This is a genomic window from Microbacterium flavescens (assembly GCF_018588945.1).
GTDB lineage: Bacteria > Actinomycetota > Actinomycetes > Actinomycetales > Microbacteriaceae > Microbacterium > Microbacterium flavescens.
In genome coordinates, this window is the sequence record NZ_JAFIWA010000006.1 from 162,554 (window position 1) to 180,117 (window position 17,564).

At 73.0% G+C, this 17,564-nt stretch carries 14 protein-coding genes; 3 read left to right on the plus strand and 11 right to left on the minus strand.

Annotated features, from left to right (window positions below):
• Positions 1–19 precede the first annotated feature (19 nt).
• From JX005_RS12900 to ypfJ, 3 genes are all read right to left on the minus strand, one after another.
• Complete coding sequence (locus JX005_RS12900; RefSeq protein WP_214467951.1) at positions 20–1,540, minus strand: DEAD/DEAH box helicase; 1,521 nt, start codon at positions 1,538–1,540, stop codon at positions 20–22.
• 181 nt (positions 1,541–1,721) lie between these two features.
• Positions 1,722–2,828 carry a prolyl aminopeptidase gene (gene pip / locus JX005_RS12905; protein WP_214467952.1) on the minus strand — a complete coding sequence of 369 codons (1,107 nt, stop codon included), beginning with the start codon at positions 2,826–2,828 and terminating at the stop codon, positions 1,722–1,724.
• Positions 2,825–3,694 (minus strand): KPN_02809 family neutral zinc metallopeptidase, encoded by an 870-nt coding sequence (ypfJ, locus tag JX005_RS12910; RefSeq protein ID WP_214467953.1) that lies wholly within the window; start codon positions 3,692–3,694, stop codon positions 2,825–2,827. Before ypfJ ends, pip begins: the two co-directional genes overlap by 4 nt.
• 65 nt (positions 3,695–3,759) lie before the next feature.
• Here ypfJ and JX005_RS12915 point away from each other — a divergent pair, with 65 nt between their 5' ends.
• From JX005_RS12915 to JX005_RS12925, 3 genes are all read left to right on the plus strand, one after another.
• A complete protein-coding gene (locus JX005_RS12915) occupies positions 3,760–4,773 on the plus strand; it encodes a malate dehydrogenase (protein WP_214467954.1) in 1,014 nt (337 codons plus the stop codon).
• 5 nt (positions 4,774–4,778) lie between these two features.
• Positions 4,779–6,527, plus strand: coding sequence for a cation:proton antiporter (locus tag JX005_RS12920; RefSeq protein ID WP_214467955.1), 1,749 nt, complete (start codon positions 4,779–4,781; stop codon positions 6,525–6,527).
• 82 nt (positions 6,528–6,609) lie between these two features.
• Positions 6,610–7,086 (plus strand): recombinase family protein, encoded by a 477-nt coding sequence (locus tag JX005_RS12925; protein WP_214468078.1) that lies wholly within the window; start codon positions 6,610–6,612, stop codon positions 7,084–7,086.
• A 10-nt stretch (positions 7,087–7,096) separates the two neighbouring features.
• Here the strand turns inward: JX005_RS12925 and JX005_RS12930 are convergent, their stop codons facing one another.
• From JX005_RS12930 to JX005_RS12965, 8 genes are read right to left on the minus strand one after another with little or no spacing between them, the layout of a single operon-like run.
• Positions 7,097–7,828, minus strand: coding sequence for a hypothetical protein (locus JX005_RS12930; RefSeq protein ID WP_214467956.1), 732 nt, complete (start codon positions 7,826–7,828; stop codon positions 7,097–7,099).
• Complete coding sequence (locus tag JX005_RS12935; RefSeq protein WP_214467957.1) at positions 7,816–9,501, minus strand: serine/threonine-protein kinase; 1,686 nt, start codon at positions 9,499–9,501, stop codon at positions 7,816–7,818. The genes JX005_RS12930 and JX005_RS12935 overlap by 13 nt, the downstream gene beginning before the upstream one ends.
• Positions 9,498–10,901: an FHA domain-containing protein gene (locus JX005_RS12940; protein WP_214467958.1), complete on the minus strand. Its 1,404-nt coding sequence runs from the start codon at positions 10,899–10,901 to the stop codon at positions 9,498–9,500. Before JX005_RS12940 ends, JX005_RS12935 begins: the two co-directional genes overlap by 4 nt.
• Positions 10,901–11,737 carry a PP2C family protein-serine/threonine phosphatase gene (locus JX005_RS12945; RefSeq protein ID WP_214467959.1) on the minus strand — a complete coding sequence of 279 codons (837 nt, stop codon included), beginning with the start codon at positions 11,735–11,737 and terminating at the stop codon, positions 10,901–10,903. Before JX005_RS12945 ends, JX005_RS12940 begins: the two co-directional genes overlap by 1 nt.
• Positions 11,734–12,918, minus strand: a complete 1,185-nt coding sequence (locus JX005_RS12950) for an RDD family protein (RefSeq protein ID WP_214467960.1) — start codon at positions 12,916–12,918, stop codon at positions 11,734–11,736. Before JX005_RS12950 ends, JX005_RS12945 begins: the two co-directional genes overlap by 4 nt.
• Complete coding sequence (locus JX005_RS12955) at positions 12,915–15,308, minus strand: transglutaminaseTgpA domain-containing protein (RefSeq protein ID WP_307858585.1); 2,394 nt, start codon at positions 15,306–15,308, stop codon at positions 12,915–12,917. Before JX005_RS12955 ends, JX005_RS12950 begins: the two co-directional genes overlap by 4 nt.
• Positions 15,305–16,552 carry a DUF58 domain-containing protein gene (locus JX005_RS12960; RefSeq protein ID WP_214467961.1) on the minus strand — a complete coding sequence of 416 codons (1,248 nt, stop codon included), beginning with the start codon at positions 16,550–16,552 and terminating at the stop codon, positions 15,305–15,307. Before JX005_RS12960 ends, JX005_RS12955 begins: the two co-directional genes overlap by 4 nt.
• Positions 16,552–17,523 (minus strand): AAA family ATPase, encoded by a 972-nt coding sequence (locus tag JX005_RS12965; protein WP_214467962.1) that lies wholly within the window; start codon positions 17,521–17,523, stop codon positions 16,552–16,554. The genes JX005_RS12960 and JX005_RS12965 overlap by 1 nt, the downstream gene beginning before the upstream one ends.
• Positions 17,524–17,564 lie beyond the last annotated feature (41 nt).

A 17,564-nucleotide genomic window follows, 5' to 3' on the forward strand; every position in this document is an offset into this window, starting at 1 on the left:
CCCTCCGTGGATCCTGGGGTCAGCGACCGTTGCGGCGGCTGCTGCCGTTCTGACGGACGACCGAGCCCACCATGAGCTTGCCGCCGCCGGCGCCCGCGTTCGAGGCGCGACGACCGGGCGTGCGGGGGTTGCCCTGCGGCTGAGCCGAACGGGTGTGGCCCGCGCTCTGGTCGGAGCGCTGGTGACCGGATGCGACGCGGTCGGTGCTCTGCGTGCGGCCGCCCTGTCCGCGCCCGCCCTGGCCACGGCTGGAGCGCTGCCCGCCGCCGGCGCCCTCGCGCGCGGCGCGCTTGCGCTGGGCGTTGGCGCCCTGGCTCTGTCCGCCGCCACGGGCCGGCTGCTGCACCGGCTCGGGCTTGACGTAGGGAGCGACCTCGCCGACGAGCTCGGCGACGGCGGCCGAGGTGGCCGTGACCTTCACCGGCGCGACCGAGATGGCGGCCTTGCGCAGCAGCTGCGCGACGTCCTTCTCCTGGCCGGGAAGCACGAGCGTGACCACGGCACCCTCCGCCCCCGCGCGAGCCGTGCGGCCCGAGCGGTGCAGGTACGCCTTGTGCTCCATCGGCGGATCGACGTGGATGACCAGCTCGACGTCGTCGACGTGCACGCCGCGGGCGGCGACGTCGGTCGCGACGAGCACCTTGGCGGTGCCGGCCGAGAATGCCGCGAGGTTGCGGTCGCGCTGCGGCTGCGAGAGGTTTCCGTGCAGGTCGACGGCGGGGATGCCCTGCGCCGTGAGCTGCTTCGCGAGCTTCTTCGCGTGGTGCTTGGTGCGCATGAAGAGGATGCGGCGACCCGTGCCCGATGCGAGGGCCGAGACGACGTCCTTCTTGGCGTCGGCGTCGGCCATCGTGAAGACGTGGTGCGTCATCGCGGCGACGTGCGAGGTCGCCTCGTCGACCGAGTGCAGCACCTCGTTCTGAAGGAAGCGCTTCACGAGCTTGTCCACGCCGTTGTCGAGCGTGGCACTGAAGAGCAGGCGCTGGCCGCTGGTGGGCGTGGCGCTGAGGATGCGGGTGACGACGGGGAGGAACCCGAGGTCGGCCATGTGGTCGGCCTCGTCGATCACGGTGATCTCGACGGCGTCGAGGTGCGCGTAGCCCTGCTTCATGAGGTCTTCGAGGCGGCCCGGGCAGGCGACGACGATGTCGACGCCGGCGTTGAGCGCCTGCACCTGGCGGTTCTGGTTCACGCCGCCGAAGATCGTCGTCGTGGTCAGGCCGTATGCCTTGGCGAGCGGGGCGAGCACGGCGTCGATCTGCGTCGCGAGCTCGCGGGTGGGCGCCAGGACGAGCCCGAGCGGCCGGCCCTTGCGGCGCGGGCCACCGGCGAGCTTGGTGCCGAGGCGGGCGACCATCGGGATCGAGAAGGCGAGGGTCTTGCCCGAGCCGGTCTTGCCGCGGCCGAGCACGTCGCGGCCGGCGAGGGTGTCGGGGAGCGTGTCGACCTGGATCGGGAACGCAGTGGTCTTGCCCTCGGCCGCCAGGGAGGCGACGAGGGGCTGGGGCACGCCGAGCGTGCTGAAGGTGACGTCAGTCATCGAGAATGGTCTCCGGGCGCGCATACGCACCCTGGTCGGTGGCCGGTGGCGTATTTCGCCCACGGGTCGCCGTACGAAAGTTTTCAGCCGACGGCGTCTGTGCGGGGGGGCCCGCAGACGGCGGCGAGGGAAGCGTTCTACGACGCAAGAAGCGCGGTGACGCGCTGCAAGTGAACCCAGCCTACCAGTGCTGGGGGTGAGCTTCCTGTGCGACGGCCTCACCGGTGTCGTCGCGCGGCGACTCCGCGTCGTCGGGCTCGCCGTCCGGCGCCGCCTCACCCTCCGGCTCCCACGGGTCGTCGTCCGGCTCGGCCTCGACGCCGGCGAACCGATCGGTCGCGGCCCGGAGCGCAGCGGCGATGCTCGGCTCGGATGCCGAGTGCGAGGCATCCGGAACCATCATGAACTCCGCCTCGGGCCACGCCCGGTGCAGATCCCAGGCCGTCATGGGCGGGGTGCAGACATCGTAGCGTCCCTGCACGATGACGGCCGGGATGTGGCGGATGGCGTCGACGCCGGCGATGAGCTGCCCCTCGTCGAACCAGCCGCCGTGCATGAAGTAGTGGTTCTCGATGCGGGCGAACGCGGTCGCGGCGTCGGGTTCCGTCATATCGTCGACCAGCGACGGGTCGGGCAGGAGAGTGAGAGTGGATGCCTCCCACCGCGTCCACGCGAGACCCGCCGGTCCGTGCACCGCCGGGTCGGGATCGAACAGGCGCCGGTGGTACGCGTCGATCATGCGCGAGCGCTCGAGCACCGGGATCGGCGCGATGAAGTCCTCCCACAGGTCGGGGTAGAGCACCGAGGCGCCGCCCTCGTAGAACCACTCCAGCTCATGACGGCGCAGCGTGAAGATGCCGCGCAGCACGAGCTCCGAGACGGAGTCGGGGTGCGTCTGGGCGTAGGCGAGCGCGAGGGCGCTCCCCCACGAACCGCCGAAGACCTGCCACTGCGCCACGCCGAGGTTGCGGCGGAGCAGTTCGATGTCGGCCACCAGGTGCCACGTGGTGTTGTGCCGGAGGTCGGCCCCGGGTGTGCTGGCGTGCGGCGTCGACCGCCCGCAGCCCCGCTGGTCGAAGAGGACGATGCGGTAGCGCTCGGGGTCGAAGAAGCGGCGGTGCCACGACGACGTGCCGGCCCCCGGTCCGCCGTGCAGGAACACGACCGGCTTGCCCTCGGGATTCCCGCTCTGCTCCCAGTAGACGCGGTTGCCGTCGCCCACGATGAGCACGCCGGTCTCGTACGGCTCGATGGGCGGATACAGGATGTCATCGAGGTGTTCGTTCATAGGCTTCCCCCCGGAATGCCGAAAGTCTCGCAGGCGCCGACCCCGTTGCGATACCCCGTCTCGAACCACCGCTGCCGCTGCTCGCTCGACCCGTGGGTCCAGGTCTCGGGGTTCACCACACCGCCCGACTCCTGCTGGATGTGGTCGTCGCCCACGGTCTGCGCGGCGTTGATGGCGTCGGCGATCTGCTGCTGGGTGGGTGCCTCGAGGAACGGCACGCCGTTCTCGTCGACCTGTTCGGTCATGTCGCCCACCCAGGCACCCGCGAAGCAGTCGGCCTGCAGCTCGAGCCGCACGCCGTTGCTGTCGGGACCCGTGCCTTTGTTCGGATGCGCCTCCATGATGCCCGCGATGTTCTGGACGTGATGGCCGTACTCGTGGGCGAGGACGTACAGCTGCGCGAGCGGGCCAGCCGTGGCGTCGAACTGCTGGCGCAGCAGTCCGAAGAAGGTCGGGTCGACGTAGACGGCCTGCTCGGGCGGGCAGTAGAAGGGCCCGGTCTGGTTCGAGGCGGTGCCGCACTGGGTGCTGGTGGAGCCGTCGACGACGAAGAGCTGCGGCGGCGTGTAGCCCTGCACCTGACCCTCCCAGAACTGGTCGAGCACGAGCTGTCCGGCTGCCAGGCGGCAGTCGTCGCGCTCGTTCGCGTCGGCGCCGCTCTGGCACTGCTCGATACGGGTCTCCTCGCCGCCGCCGACAGCGCCGCCGCCGCCCACGAGACCGGAGATGTCCTGTCCGGTGAAGAGCTGGAACAACAGCACCGCGATCGCCCCGACACCGGCGATGCCGCCGCCGGCGATCGCCGCTCCGCCGCCGCGACGCCGCGCGGTGCTCCCCCCGACACTGGCGTTGTCGTTGAACGTCATGGCCACACGGTACCCCGGGCATGCTTTCCCGGCGAGGAGCCTTGACACCGCAATAGGCTCTGGGCATGTCCAGCGCACCCACCACCGTGACCATCACCGGGGCCGGCGGGCAGATCGGCTACGCCCTGCTCTTCCGCATCGCCGCCGGCGACATGCTCGGCCCGGAGCGTCCGGTTCGGCTCCGGCTGCTCGAGATCCCGCAGGGGATGCGTGCCGCCGAAGGCGCGGCGCTCGAGCTGCAGGACTGCGCCTTCCCGCTCCTCCACGGCGTCGAGCTGAGCGACGACCCCCGGGTGGCGTTCGACGGCTGCGGGATCGCGATGCTCGTCGGCGCGCGACCGCGCGGACCGGGCATGGAGCGCGGCGATCTCCTCGCGGCCAACGCCGGCATCTTCGGACCGCAGGGCGCCGCGATCGGCGAGGTCGCCGCCGATGACGTACGTGCCGTCGTGGTCGGCAACCCGGCGAACACCAACGCGCTCATCGCGGCGTCCGCCGCGGCCCCCGGCGTGCCGCCCGAGCGCTTCACCGCCCTCACGCGCCTCGACCACAACCGGGCCGTCGGTCAGCTCGCCGAGGCGCTCGACGCCCGGCCCGACGCCGTCCGCGGCGTGGCGATCTGGGGCAACCACTCCGCGACCCAGTACCCCGACGTCACGCATGCGACGGTCGGCGACGTACCGGTCGTCGACGCCCTCGCCGAGCGGCTCGGCGGACCTGACGCGGCCATGGCCTGGCTCGACGACGTCTTCATCCCGCGCGTGGCGCGACGCGGGGCCGAGATCATCGAGGTCCGCGGCTCGTCGTCCGTGGCATCCGCCGCCAACGCGGCGATCGAGCACGTGCGCGACGAGCAGCTCGGCACCCGCGGTGCGACCACATCGGCCGGCGTCGTCTCGCGGGGCGAGTACGGCGTGCCGGAGGGGATCGTGTGCTCGTTCCCCGTCACCTCGGACGGAGGCGGCTATCGGGTCGTCGAGGGGCTCGAGCTCGACGCGCGCTCGCGCGCCCGGTTCGACGCCTCGGTAGCGGAGCTCGTGGCCGAGCGCGAGGCGGTCGAGGCGCTCGGAGCGCTGTAGCCGTCATGGAGATCCTCGTCCTCGCCATCCTTGCCGTCGTCGTCATCGCGCTCGCGACGGCGATCGCGCCGAAGATCAACATCGCCGGCCCGCTCATCCTGGTGCTCGTCGGCGTCGGCGTGGGCCTGCTCCCCTTCGTCGAGGTGCCCGAGATCGACCCGGAGCTGATCCTGGTCGGCGTGCTGCCTCCCCTGCTGTACTCCGCGGCCGTGGCGCTCCCGGCCATCGAGTTCCGACGCGACTTCGGCCCGATCGCGGGTCTGTCGTTCCTCCTCGTGATCCTGAGCTCGATCGTGCTCGGCTTCTTCTTCGTGCTGGTGATCCCCGGGCTGAACCCGGCCCTGGCGGTCGCGCTCGGCGCGATCCTGAGCCCCACCGACGCGGTCGCCACCTCGATCGTGAAGCGCCTCGGCGTCTCGGGCCGCGTCGTGACGATGCTCGAGGGCGAGAGCCTCCTCAACGACGCGACCGCACTCGTGCTGCTGCGAACGATGGTCGCGGCGGCCGCGCTCGCGAGCGCCGGCGCCGCGGCCGAGGACAGCGTCGGGGTCGGGTTCCTGCCCGCGTTCGCGTGGGGCGTGCTCGTCGCGGTGGTCGTCGGAGCCATCATCGGATACCTCAATCTGCGGCTCCGGTCGCTGATCCGCCATTCCGCCGCGAACACCGCGATCGGGTTCGTGATCCCGTTCGTCGCCTACCTGCCGACCGAGGAGCTCGGCGGGTCGGGCCTCGTCGCCGCCGTGGTCGCCGGCATCGTCACGGGTCAGGGCTCGGCACGCTGGTTCACACCCGAGCAGCGCAGGGCCGACGAGCACAACTGGCGCACCATCGAGCTCATGCTCGAGGGTGCGGTGTTCCTGCTCATGGGCCTCGAGCTCAAGCAGATCGTCGAGGGGAACATCCAGAACCACGACGGCCTCGGCACGGGCATCGGCATCGCGCTGGGCGCGCTGGCGATCGTCCTCGCGGTGCGCAGCGCGTACGTCGCCGTGATGGTGTGGCTGCAGAGCCGGCGCGCGCGTGGACGTCAGCGCACGCGCCTGGAGAGGATCGGCGAGCGCATCGACGAGATGGCGAGCACGACGGCGGCGGGAGAACCGCGGGAGCCTGCGGACGATCGCCGCACCCAGCGCCGCATCGCGTCGATGAGGGAGAGGGTGGCGCGGGCGATGCGCGACCTGAACTACTACCAGGCGTCCCCGCTCGGCTGGAAGCACGGCGTGATCATCGTGTGGGCGGGCATGCGCGGCGTCGTGACGCTCGCGGCGGCGCAGACGCTCCCCCGCGAGACGCCCGAGCGCGAACTGCTCATCTTCATCGCGTTCGCCGTGGCGATCGGGAGCCTCATGCTGCAGGGGTTCACACTGCCATGGCTGGTGCGGCTGCTGCGGCTCGGGTCACCGGCCGACAGCCGGCTCGAGCGAGCGGAGCAGTCCGAGCTCGACGACGAGCTGCGCACAGCGGCCGTCACCGCGATGGCCGATCCGAAGCTGCGACGCCGCGACGGGCAGCCCTTCCCGGACGAGCTCGTCGAGCGCGTCGGCTCGCGGCTGGCCAGTCCGCCCGATGACGAGACGACGTCCTCCGCGCGCGACGTCCTCGAGCTGCGGCTGGTGCTCATCGAGGCCATGCGGCGGCGGCTGAACCAGCTCTCCTCGGGCGGCCAGTACAGCACGCCTGCGCTGCGGCACGCCCTGGCCGAGCTCGACGCCGACCAACTGAGCCTCGAGCTGCGCCTCGGCGACGACGACTGACACACACCCACGGCCGTTTCGGGGAGAATGGGTCGCGGCGAAGGAGCGATGCATGAACGGTGCAGGACCAGCGGCGGATGCGATGGCGACGGATGCCGCCACCCTGCGCGCCGGGGAGCCCGAAGGCGAGGCATCCGCTCAGACGAGTCCCCTGCATCTGCCGCACGCCGCCGCCGACTGCCCGAAGTGCTTCACCGAGCTGCAGCGCGACCGCGACTGGTGGCAGGCCCGCCCCGCGGGCTCGCGACTGGTCGGTCTCGTCATCGCCCGCGACGACATGCCGTCGGTGGTCGAGCAGCGCAACGATCTGACGCGGTTCGGCGTGCCGATCGAGGGCTTCCGTCATCCCGCGCCCGAGACGATGGAGTCGTGGGAGGAGCGCCTGGTGCGGCTCTTCGGCACCCTCGTGCGCGGCGACGTCCTCGTGGTGAGCAACGTCCACGCCCTCGGACGCGACATCGATGAGGAGACGCGCACGGTCGCCGAACTGCACCGGCGCGGTGTGGTCGTGAAGGTCATCAGCCACGGCGGCCGGCACCTCTACGACTCGGGGCGCTGAGGGCCGCGACTCAGTCGTCGTCGACGGCGGACTCGCGCTCCAGGTCGAGCAGCGGCAGATCGTCGCGGGTGACGAGGCGGGCGGCGATCGCGTGCTCGACCAGGCGCACGCGACGGTTGGTGGCATACGAGCGCACCCCGCCGCGCAGGCCGGGCACGCCGATGCGGTCGAGCTTGTCGCACACGTTGTCGAGCTTGCGGTTGAAGCGGGTCAGCGTCCAGCCGAGCCGCTCCGCCGCCTGGGCCGAGGTGGGCAGCTCGCTCATGCCCGTGCCCTCGCGACGGAGGACCGGCTCGGCGAGCGCGAGGATCATCACGCGCTGACTGTGGGTGAGCGGCACGTCGCCGATGGTGCTGAGGCCGTCGTCGTGCTCGAGCTGCTGCGTCTCGCGGAACGCGGGCTCGGCCACGCTGATCGTGAGCTCGTAGGTCGTCGGCCCGGCGCTGAAGATCACCGCCGTCGCGGCGAAGACCAGCGGCAGTCGCGCGCCCGGTGCGAGCCAGGCCTGGACGCGTCCGCCCGAGTCGGTGACGGTGGCGGCCAGGCGCGTTCCCACGTTCGAGAGCAGCCACAGTCCCTGCACGTTCTCGATGGTCAGGAAGTGCCGGTGCAGGAAGAGATTGTCGTCGATCGCGAGGTCGCCCTCGCGCCCCACGGTGAAGACCGCGTCAGGACCGACCGTGAAGGCCTCGCCCGCGAACTCGACGGTCAACTCGTCGGTGCGCGCGGTCACGGAGCGCACCCCCTGACGGCATCCGATGATTGGCCGTTCTCTCGCACGAGCAGCACCTCCACGCAGGTCGTTCCCGATGGGTCGGCGGGAACCGTCGCCTCGGTCTCGGCGATCGGCTCGAAGTCGGGCTCCTCGTCGGGGCGGGTGACCACGCCGACGAGGTAGCGGTCGCCCTCGCGGGGATCGGGGTTGGTCCAGGTGAACTCGACGCCGTCGCCCGTCACGGTGCCCGCCAGGTCTTCGGGCTCGGGCACGACCGCAGACACCGGGTCCTTCGGGTCGGACGAGGTGACCGGAGTCGGCACGGGGTCGGCCCCGCCGAGGATGCCGGGAAGCGAGACGCCGACGATCACCGCGACGATCACGAGCGCCGCCGCGGCGAGCCCGATCCACAGGCCGCGACGCGACCTCGGCGCCGCACCGGCCGTCTCGCCCGCGACCGACGGCTCGGCGGGCGGCGCGTAGGCGGGCGCGGATGCCGGCGGGGACGGCGTGGATGCCGCAGCCGGAGCGGGCACGACGGATGCCGGGGCGCGCACGACGGTGTGGTCCACCGCCGGCGGGATCTCAGCCGGCGAGCGCCGGCGCGTCTCGGGGGCCGTGGTCGACGGTGTCGTCGCGCGGATGACGGTCTGGGAATCGGCCGGCTCGTAGACCGGCGGAACGGCGGGCACGCGCTCGGCAGCGGGGCTGGTCTCGGCGGACGGCCGCGTCCGACCCGCGGCGGGCGTGGTCTGGGGCGAGATGCTCACGACCCCGCGCACGCGCGTGAGGCCCTCGTCGTCGTCCTCCACCGCGTCGTCCGCGACGCCGTCGTCGAGGATGTCGACCGGCGTGACCGAGTGCGAGAGCTCGATCTGCACCTTCTGCAGCGCCCGGGCGAAGGCGATCGCCGATTCGTAGCGATCAGCCGACGACTTCGACATCGCGCGCTGGAGGGCGTGCTCGAGCGACGCCGGCACGTCGGCGCGGCCGAGAGGGGGAAGAGGCGCGGTCTCGATGCGCTGGATCAGCTCGGCAGCGGTGTTGCGCTGGCCGGGCAGCTCGAACGGCGACCGACCGGCGAGGAGCGTGTAGACGGTCGCACCCAGCGCATAGACGTCGGACTGCGGATCGCTGCGCGGCACATCGGCGAACGACTCGGGCGGCGACCACGGGATCGACAGTCCCGCGGACTCGGCCGCCGCACTGGTGGTGGACGCGATGCCGAAGTCGGTCAGTGCCGGCCGGTTGTACTCGGTGACGAGGATGTTCGCCGGCTTGATGTCGCGGTGCAGCACGCCGGCGCGGTGGGCGGTCTCGACGGCGGCAGCGACCTGCACGCCGACCCGCAGCGACTCGGCGATCGTGAAGGGCTCGCGCCGGTACCGCACCTGCAGGTTCGGCTTCGGGCAGTACTCCATCACGAGGTACGGGCGGCCGTCCTGCGCGACGCCGGCCTGGTAGATCGTCACGATGGCCGGGTGCGTCGAGAGCATCGCCATGACGTTGGCCTCGGCGGTGAACTCGGCCACCGAGCCGCTCGACATCCGCTCGGTGAGCAGCACCTTGACGGCGACCCGGCGCTTGGGCAGCGCCTGCTCGTACAGGTACACGTCGGCGAAGCCGCCGGACCCGAGCAGGTCGACATACGTGAATCCCGGCAGGTCGGGAGGCGCCATGGGCGCGCGTCTGCTGCTCACGCGAGTTCCTCGATGGCGACCGTGATGCCGTCGCCGAGGTCGATGACATCGCCCGGCACGACGACCGTGCCCTCGCCGGGGTGCAGCCGCATCGGGTCGACGCCGGCTCGGATCAGCGTCGTGCCGTTGGTGGTGTGCAGATCCGTGGCCACGATGCTGTCGCCCTCGACCCGCAGTTCCACATGACTGCGCGAGATGTCCTGCTGCGGGCTGTCGACGGCGACGAGATGCGGCAGATCGGTGCCCGACACCCGCGTCGAGCGGGGCCGCCGGCCGATCACCACCGTGCGGTCGAGCGTGACCACCTGCCCGGACGACACGCGGATGCGTCCGGGCGCCGGCGGCCGCGGCGGCGCCAGCGGCGGCACGGAGTCCGCAGCGCGCTGCGCGCGGGCCTCGGCGAGCGAGATCGTCTCGCCGTCGTGGTCGCCCAGGACGACGGGCGCGTCGGGCGCGCGCACGACGGTCGCCTCGAGCACCGGGTCGTCCGCGCCGTCGGCCGCCGCCGCCTCGGCTTCGTCGTCGCTCGGGATGAGCGTCGACTCGGCGGGAAGCAGCGTGTCGGAGTCGGCGAGCGACAGCACGGCGGCCGAGTCGATCAGCCCCGGAGAGGTGGTGGTGGCAAGGGGCGGTGTGGGAGAGAGCGGGGGGACGGATGCCGCGGCCCGCCCGCCCGGGACGAACGCCGCGCGTCCGCCCGGCGCCGGTTTCGGCTCGGGTTCCGGGCTCGGCTGGGGTTCCGGGGTCGGGGTGGGCTCCGGTGTCGGTGTGGGCTCCGGCGTGGAGTCGGGCTCCGGCGTCGGTGCGGGCTCCGCGACGGGCTCGAGCTCAGGTTCCTGCTCGGCCTCCGGCTCCGGCTCCGGCTCGGCCGCAGGCGCGACCACCGGCGTCGGCTCACGCTTCGGCGCGGGCTTCTGCTCGGCGACACCCGCTGGCTCCGCACCCGCGCTCGCACCCTCCGCAGCCCCGGCCGGAACCCACACGAGGGCCCCGGCGAGCACCACGCCGTCGGTCACGGGAAGCTCGGAGGGCGCGGCATCCGCTCCCCCATCGAGCGAGACACGGGATGCCTCGGCGACGACGCGCTCGGTCCAGGTCGTCACGCCCTCCCCCGACACGCGCTCGGGCGCCGGACCGTCGACGTCAAGGGCGAACGCGCCGCGGACGACGAGCCGCACGGAACCGCCCTCGGCGAGCGCGACGGCGAACGGGGGGACGGCGGACAGCGACGTGCCGTACGCAGCCGTCAGCGCCTCGAGGACGCCGCCCAGTCCGCGGCCTTCCGCGACGAGCGCGTGGATGCGGGCGGCGAGCGTGGGGGAGGTGTCTTCGGCGAGCGCGGCGAATCCGTGCGGGGTCACCGCGACCGGGTGCACGCCCGGCGAGTAGTGGACCGGCATCAGAACCCTCCCGTGGCGACGACGCGGGGCAGCGTGTCGCCGTCGACCTGGTCCGTGGCGGCGGCCGCCGACGGAGACGTGTGATCGCCGGGGCGGTTCGCCCGCGAGCGGACGGCCGTGGCGTCCACCACCAGCGCCGTGATGTTATCGCGTCCGCCGCGCACCATGGCCTCGTGCACGAGCCGCGTCGCGGCGGACTGCGGCTGCGTCTCGGCCGTCAGGATGGCTTGGATGGCGCTGCCGTCGAGCTCGCTGGACAGTCCGTCCGAGCACACCAGGATGCGATCACCCGGCTCGGCGGGGATGAGCCAATAGTCGGCGTCGCCGTCGCTTCCGGCGCCGATCGCCCGCGTGATGACGTTGCGCCGCGTGTCGCGCGCGGCAGCCTCGGGGTCGAGCTGGCCGGCGTCGACGAGCTCCTGCACGACCGAGTGGTCCACGCTCACCTGCTCGAAGACGCCTTCGCTCAGCCGATAGGTGCGGGAATCTCCGAGGTTGATCGCGAGCCAGTACCCCTCGCCGTCGACGTCGGCGATCACGACGCCGGTGAGCGTCGTGCCCGCACCGGCGCCCTCGCCGGCGGGCAGTGCCTCGACGCGCCGTCGCGCCTGGGCGAGAGCCGCCCGCACGTCGTCGATGTCGAGGCTGTCGCGTCCGGCGAAGCCGGCGAACTCGTCGATGACCGTGGCGCTCGCGATCTCGCCCGCCTGGTGGCCGCCCATGCCGTCGGCGACGAGGAACAGCGGTGCGACGGCGAGATACGAGTCCTCGTTGATGGCGCGGCGGAGCCCCGGGTCGGTCGCCGATCCGAAGACCACGGTCACGGGGGAGGTCATCGCGGCACGCTCACGGACGCGATGCGGTCGCCGAGTTCGAGGAGGTCGCCGTCGCGGAGCGCGGTGCGCACACCCGCATGGAGCGGATGCCGCCCCCCGTCGCGCACGAGCACGGTGCCGTTGGTCGAGTGATGGTCGCCGACCCACGCGCCGCGCGCGTCGCCGCCGACCTCGAAATGCGTCTTCGACAACGAGAGGGTCTCGTCGCGCACCGGGACGCTCACGATGCCCGGCTCGACCGCCGGATTGCGGCCGTACCGGGTGCGTCCGTAGACCGCCATGCGGGTGCCGTCGTCCCACGTGAGCACCGCGACCACCGGCGCGTCGTCGAACAGCGCGGCCCGCTGGGCCGGCGGCGGGACCGTGACCGAGCGCACGTCGTCCAGGGCGGGAAGCGTCACGGGGCGCGTGGCCGGCGTCGGCGACATCACCGGGACGGACGGAGCGGATGCCTCGGCCACCGCCACGGAGCCGTGGACGACGGCGGCGGTCATGGTCGGCGCGGACGCGGCGACGGCCGCGGAGACCGCGGGGCGCGCTGGGTGGGCGGGCACGAGCGCGGGTGCGGGCACCCGCGGGGCGGAGGGAGCGTCGAGGAACCACGGCTGCGGTTGGGGGGCGGCCGGGGCGGAGCGCGGAGCGGAGCGCCGGGCGGCGCGCGGGGCGGAGCGCTGGGCGGAGGACGCACGGACGGTCGCGGCGACGGCCGCGGCATCCGCTCTCCGCACGTCGAGGACGAGCGCACCGGCGGCTCGATCGTGCCAGCCCTGGCGGCGAGGACTCGCGTCGAAGAGCGGCGTGAACCAGCCGACGACGATCGCGCACGAAGCCGCCCACACCACGTTGCGCCAGAGCGCCCGCCAGAAGCCGATCGCGACGGGTGCGTGCGCGTCGAGCAGGCGCAGACCCAGGGCCCGCTGGCCGACGGATCCCTGGCCGCCCTGCATCGCGGTGCAGACCAGCGACCAGGCGAGCAGGGCGACCCAGGCCGCGGCCGCGGCGAGGGCGAACGCGAGCGCGAGAGTTGCGGCGTCGCCCGGGGTGCCGAAGCCGAGCACGGCTCCGAGGGTGAGCGCGGCGGTCGCGATGCCGATCGCTGCCGCGACGAGTGCGTCGATCGCGTAGGCGCCGACGCGTCGGCCGGGCGGGGCGAAGACGGGGGCGGGCGGGCGGGCGGTCATTCGTTCTCCTGGGGGGCGGCGGGCTCGGGTGCCCGGCGGGACGACTTCTCGCGGCCCTCGCGGGGCGGGCGCGGTGCGCGGGGCGCTCGGGCGGGGAGCGCGAAGCGCGTCCCGGCGAGCAGCGAGCGCAGGCTGAGGCGCGCGCCGAGGCGGTTCCAGACGGATCGGCCGGCACCCATGCCGCCCACGATCTCGTCGACCTGGCGCCAGAACTCCGCCACGTCGTCGGCGGTCGGCTCGGTCGGGCCGAAGACCTCGAGATCGGCGCGCGCGGCCAGAGTCGTGACGCGGGGCTCGGCGAACGCCTCCTCGACGACTCCGGCGTCTTCGGCGCGCGTCGCGCCCGGTGCGACCGGTGTTCCGTAGTCCTTCGCGTGGTCGACGATCTCGTCCCACCCGCCGCTGATGCGGTCGGCGGCGCGTTCGGCTTCCTTCCGGCGGCGGCGGCGCGCCGCCTTGAGCGCCCCGATGACGATGAACGGCGCGGCAAGCAGGGCGAGCACACCGAGGACACCGACGACGATGACGGCGATGAGCGCGAGCAGCGCGCCGTCGAAGGCGCTCTCGTCCTCGGACTCGCGGTCGTCGGGAACGGTCGGCGGAAGGTCGACCGGCTCCTGCGGCGGGGGCGGCGGCTGCAGCACCTGCGGCTTGGGGTCGGCGCGGGGCTTGGTGGTCTGGTCGTTGGGGACCTGGTCCTCGGGCGGGGTGGGATCGAACGTGACCCAGCCGTGCTCCGCGAACGCCACCTCGACCCACGCGTGGAGCGTGTCGCCTGTCGCGGTGAACACCGGCTCGTCGGCGGCATCCTCCTCGGGGTAGAAGCCCATCACGACGCGCGCCGGAATGCCGATCTCGCGGGCCATCAGCGCCATGGCCGTCGCGTACTGCTCGTCGTCGCCGACCATCTGGTCGGAGCCCAGGAGAGTGGAGATCCGCTCGGCGCCGTGCCCGGCGCGCGACAGGACCTCCCCTTCGAGTCCGTGACTGAAGAATCCGCCCTCGGCGAGCATCGTCTGCAGCGCGCGCACCTGCTCCACGGGGGTGGTGGCCTCGGCGACGGCCTCCGACGCGATCTCGGCGATGTCCTGCGGCACGCCCTCCTGGTCGGGGAGCGAGACGGGGGCGAAGTCGTCGCCCTCGAGGGCTTCGTCGCTGGGCGTGGACGGCACGACGCTCTCGAGCGTGTAGGCGTCGCCCTCGCCGAGCTCCCGCGTGACGACCGCGGTCTCGGTGCCCTCGTTGTAGTACGCCGAGCGCCGCAGGTCTTCCGCCCGGTCGCCGTCGAAGGCGATGCTGCGGACGGCGCCGACTTCCGGCATCCACACCCCCTCCAGCGCGTCGATCTCGACGTGCACGGTCGCGGGCGTGCCCTCGGCCTGCGCCGACATGTTGCCGCGCACCGGGCTGAACGCGCTCGACGTGCCGGCGCCCTCGTCGGACACGTTGTAGACCGTGCCGTCGTACGCGTCGACGGTCGCCAGCCGCACCCGCGCCTCCTCGGGCATGCCGGTCACCGAGAACAGCGGCTCGTCGGGGAAGTCGCGGACGTAGGCGCGGAAGGACTGCAGCGGACTGGGGTACGCGCGCACGTCGAACGGGGGGATCACGACGTCGCGCAGCACGTAGCGCGGGCTCTGCGGCGCGGCGAACGCGCTGGCGCCGACACCCACGAGCGCGGCGACCGCGACCACGGCGCCGCCGAGCAGGAGCCGCCGGGCCGCCACCCCGCGCACCGGCGTCGCGTCATCGCCGAGCGGCACCGCGCCGGTGCCGTGCTCCCAGCTCTGGCGCACCGCCAGCCACACGGCCGCGACGAGCGCGAAGACGACGCCCTGCACGACCGGGACGGCGGGCTGCGAGGTTCCGAGCGCGATCTGGGCGACGAGGAACGCCGCGGCGGGGATCAGCGCCCACGCCGGCGTGCGCAGGCGCAGTGCCAGCGAGGTCGTGATGACAGCGGCGACGAGCGCGAGCAGGAACGGCACGATCAGATGACCATCGGATGCCGCGACCGGCGCGACCGTGGTCAGCAGCTGCTTCCACGATGTGACCACGCCGAGCGCGAGCCGGCCCAGCGTGTCGATCGTGGGGATGACGCCGACGGCCGCGGTGTGCGGGAGCGCGAGCGCCCCGCCGAAGAGGAAGTAGGCGACCACCGTCAGTCCTGCGAGAGGCAGGACGCCCCACCGCAGCCACGCGCACAGCGCGGCCAGGCCCATCCCGAGCAGAGCGCCGCCCACGGCCGCCGGCAGGTACGACGGTGCGGCGAAGGTCGGCCAGAACCCGGCGATCGGGACGGCGAGGAGCGCCGCCACCGCGCTCAGGTCGAGCACCCACCGGCGCATCGGCAGCGCGGTGCGCGCGCTCTGCGCGGAGCCCGCGGTCACGAGAGCACCTTCCGCAGGGCGGCGGGCAGCTGATCGAGCGAGCCCACCGTCACGACGTCGGCATCGCCGATGCGGCGCAGTGCCGGAGTCGCTCCGGTCTCGGCGACGACGGCGAGCGTGCGCGCGCCGAAGGGGAGGCGTGCGCAGGCTGCGCGCAGCGTGTTCGCGCCGACGCCGCTGCCGCACACCAGGACGACGACGCTGGCGAGCGGGAGCGTCGCGGCGACGACGCCCGCCAGGTCGACGACGCCGCCCGCACGCGGGCGCGAGTGGACGACGCCCGAGAGGGAGTCGAGGAACTGCTTGCCCGTCGCCGACGGGAGGGCCCGCTCCTGCACGCGCACCTCGACGCGCTGCGAGTCGCGCAGAGCACGCAGCCCGAGGGATCCGGCGGCCGAGACGGCCAGCTCGAACTCCTCGTCGTCGCGGTAGTCGCCGGGGTGGGTCGAGAGTCCGATCACGAAGTGCGAGCGCCGGGTCTCCTCGTACTGGCGCACCATGACGGTTCCCGTGCGCGCGGTCGACTTCCAGTGGACGTGACGCAGGTCGTCGCCCGGCTGGTACTCGCGCAGCGCGTGGAACGAGACGTCGTCGCGCGAGAGGTCGGTCGCCGGCAGTCCTTCGAGATCGCGGAGGAATCCGAGCGACTGACCGTCGAACAGGACCGTGCGCGGGTGCACGTAGAGGTCGACGGGCTCGTCCTTGCGGTGCACGCGCTCGAAGAGGCCGAGGGGATCGCCGCGCACGACGCTCACTGGTCCGACCTCGACCACCGCGCGCCGGGTCGTGGGAATCGCGAACAGCTCCTCGGCGGATGCACCGGGGGCGAGGCGATGCACCTCGAATTCGCCGCGACCGGCCCCGACGGGCAGCACGACGCGGGACGGGAGGATGGCGCGGGTGCCGGAGTTGGACAGTGTCAGCGCACCGACCGCGCGCTCTCCGACCACCACCCGGGTGCGCGTGAGGTCGAGCGTCACGTCGTACGCCGTGCGGCCGATGAGGAAGAGGGCGCACAGCGCCAGGAGCACCGTCAGCACGGTCGCGGCGACGGTGAGCTCCCACCAGCCGAGCGTGGCTCCCGCGATCCACAGGGCGGCGGCGCCGGCGATAAGCACCCAGGCGGCGGGGCGGACGACGCCGAGCACGCCGCGCAGCCATCGCGCGGCGCGGCCGGCCGTCTCGGCCCACCATTCCCGGCGCTCCGTCGCCGGAGCCGCCGACCCGAGTGCCTCCGTGGTCATCAGGCCGCGGACCTCGCCTGCGGTGCCGCGACGTCCTCGAGCACGCGTGAGATCACGGTCTCGGCCGACGTGCCGGCGAACTCGGCCTCGGGGTCGAGCACCAGGCGGTGCGTCCACACCGGGCCGGCGAGCGCCTTGATGTCGTCGGGCGTGACGTAGTGGCGGCCCTGGGCGGCGGCCCAGACCTTCGCGATGCGGATCATGGCGAGCGAGCCTCGCACCGACACGCCCACGCGGGTCGCGGCATCCGTGCGGGTCGCCTCCGACAGCTGGGCGGTGTACCGCAGCACGGCGCCTTCGACGTGCACGGTCGAGGCGAGGTCGGCCATGTCGGCCACCGCGCCCGTCGTGATGATCGCCGGGAGGTGCGCCGACGGGTTGCGGTCGGCCGCGCCCGCGAGGATGCGCTCGGCGGCTGCGAGATCGGGGTAGCCGATCGACGTCCGGATGAGGAACCGGTCGAGCTGGGCCTCGGGCAGCTTGTACGTGCCGGCCTGCTCGATGGGGTTCTGCGTCGCGATCACGAGGAACGGGCGACCCGCTTCGTGCGTTACGCCGTCGACCGTGACGCGCGACTCCTCCATGACCTCGAGGAGGGCGGACTGGGTCTTCGGGGACGCGCGGTTGATCTCGTCGGCGAGCACGATCGACGCGAAGACGGGTCCTTTGTGGAACTCGAAGCGGTGCGACGTCTGGTCGTAGATCGTGACGCCCGTCACGTCGGAGGGCAGCAGGTCGGGGGTGAACTGGATGCGGCTGCTCGTGCCCTGCACGGTGGCGGCGAGCGACTTGGCCAGACTCGTCTTTCCCGTCCCCGGCGCGTCCTCGAGCAGCACGTGGCCCTCGGCGAGCATCGCCGACAGCACGAGCCCGACGACCTCGCGCTTGCCGAGCAGCGCGCGGTCGACGTTGTCGACGAGCCGCGCAAAGGTGCCCTGGAACCAGGCGGCCTGTTCGGGGGTCATGGTCATGGTGATGTCCTGTCCGTTGTCTTTCTCGTCATTTTCCGCAC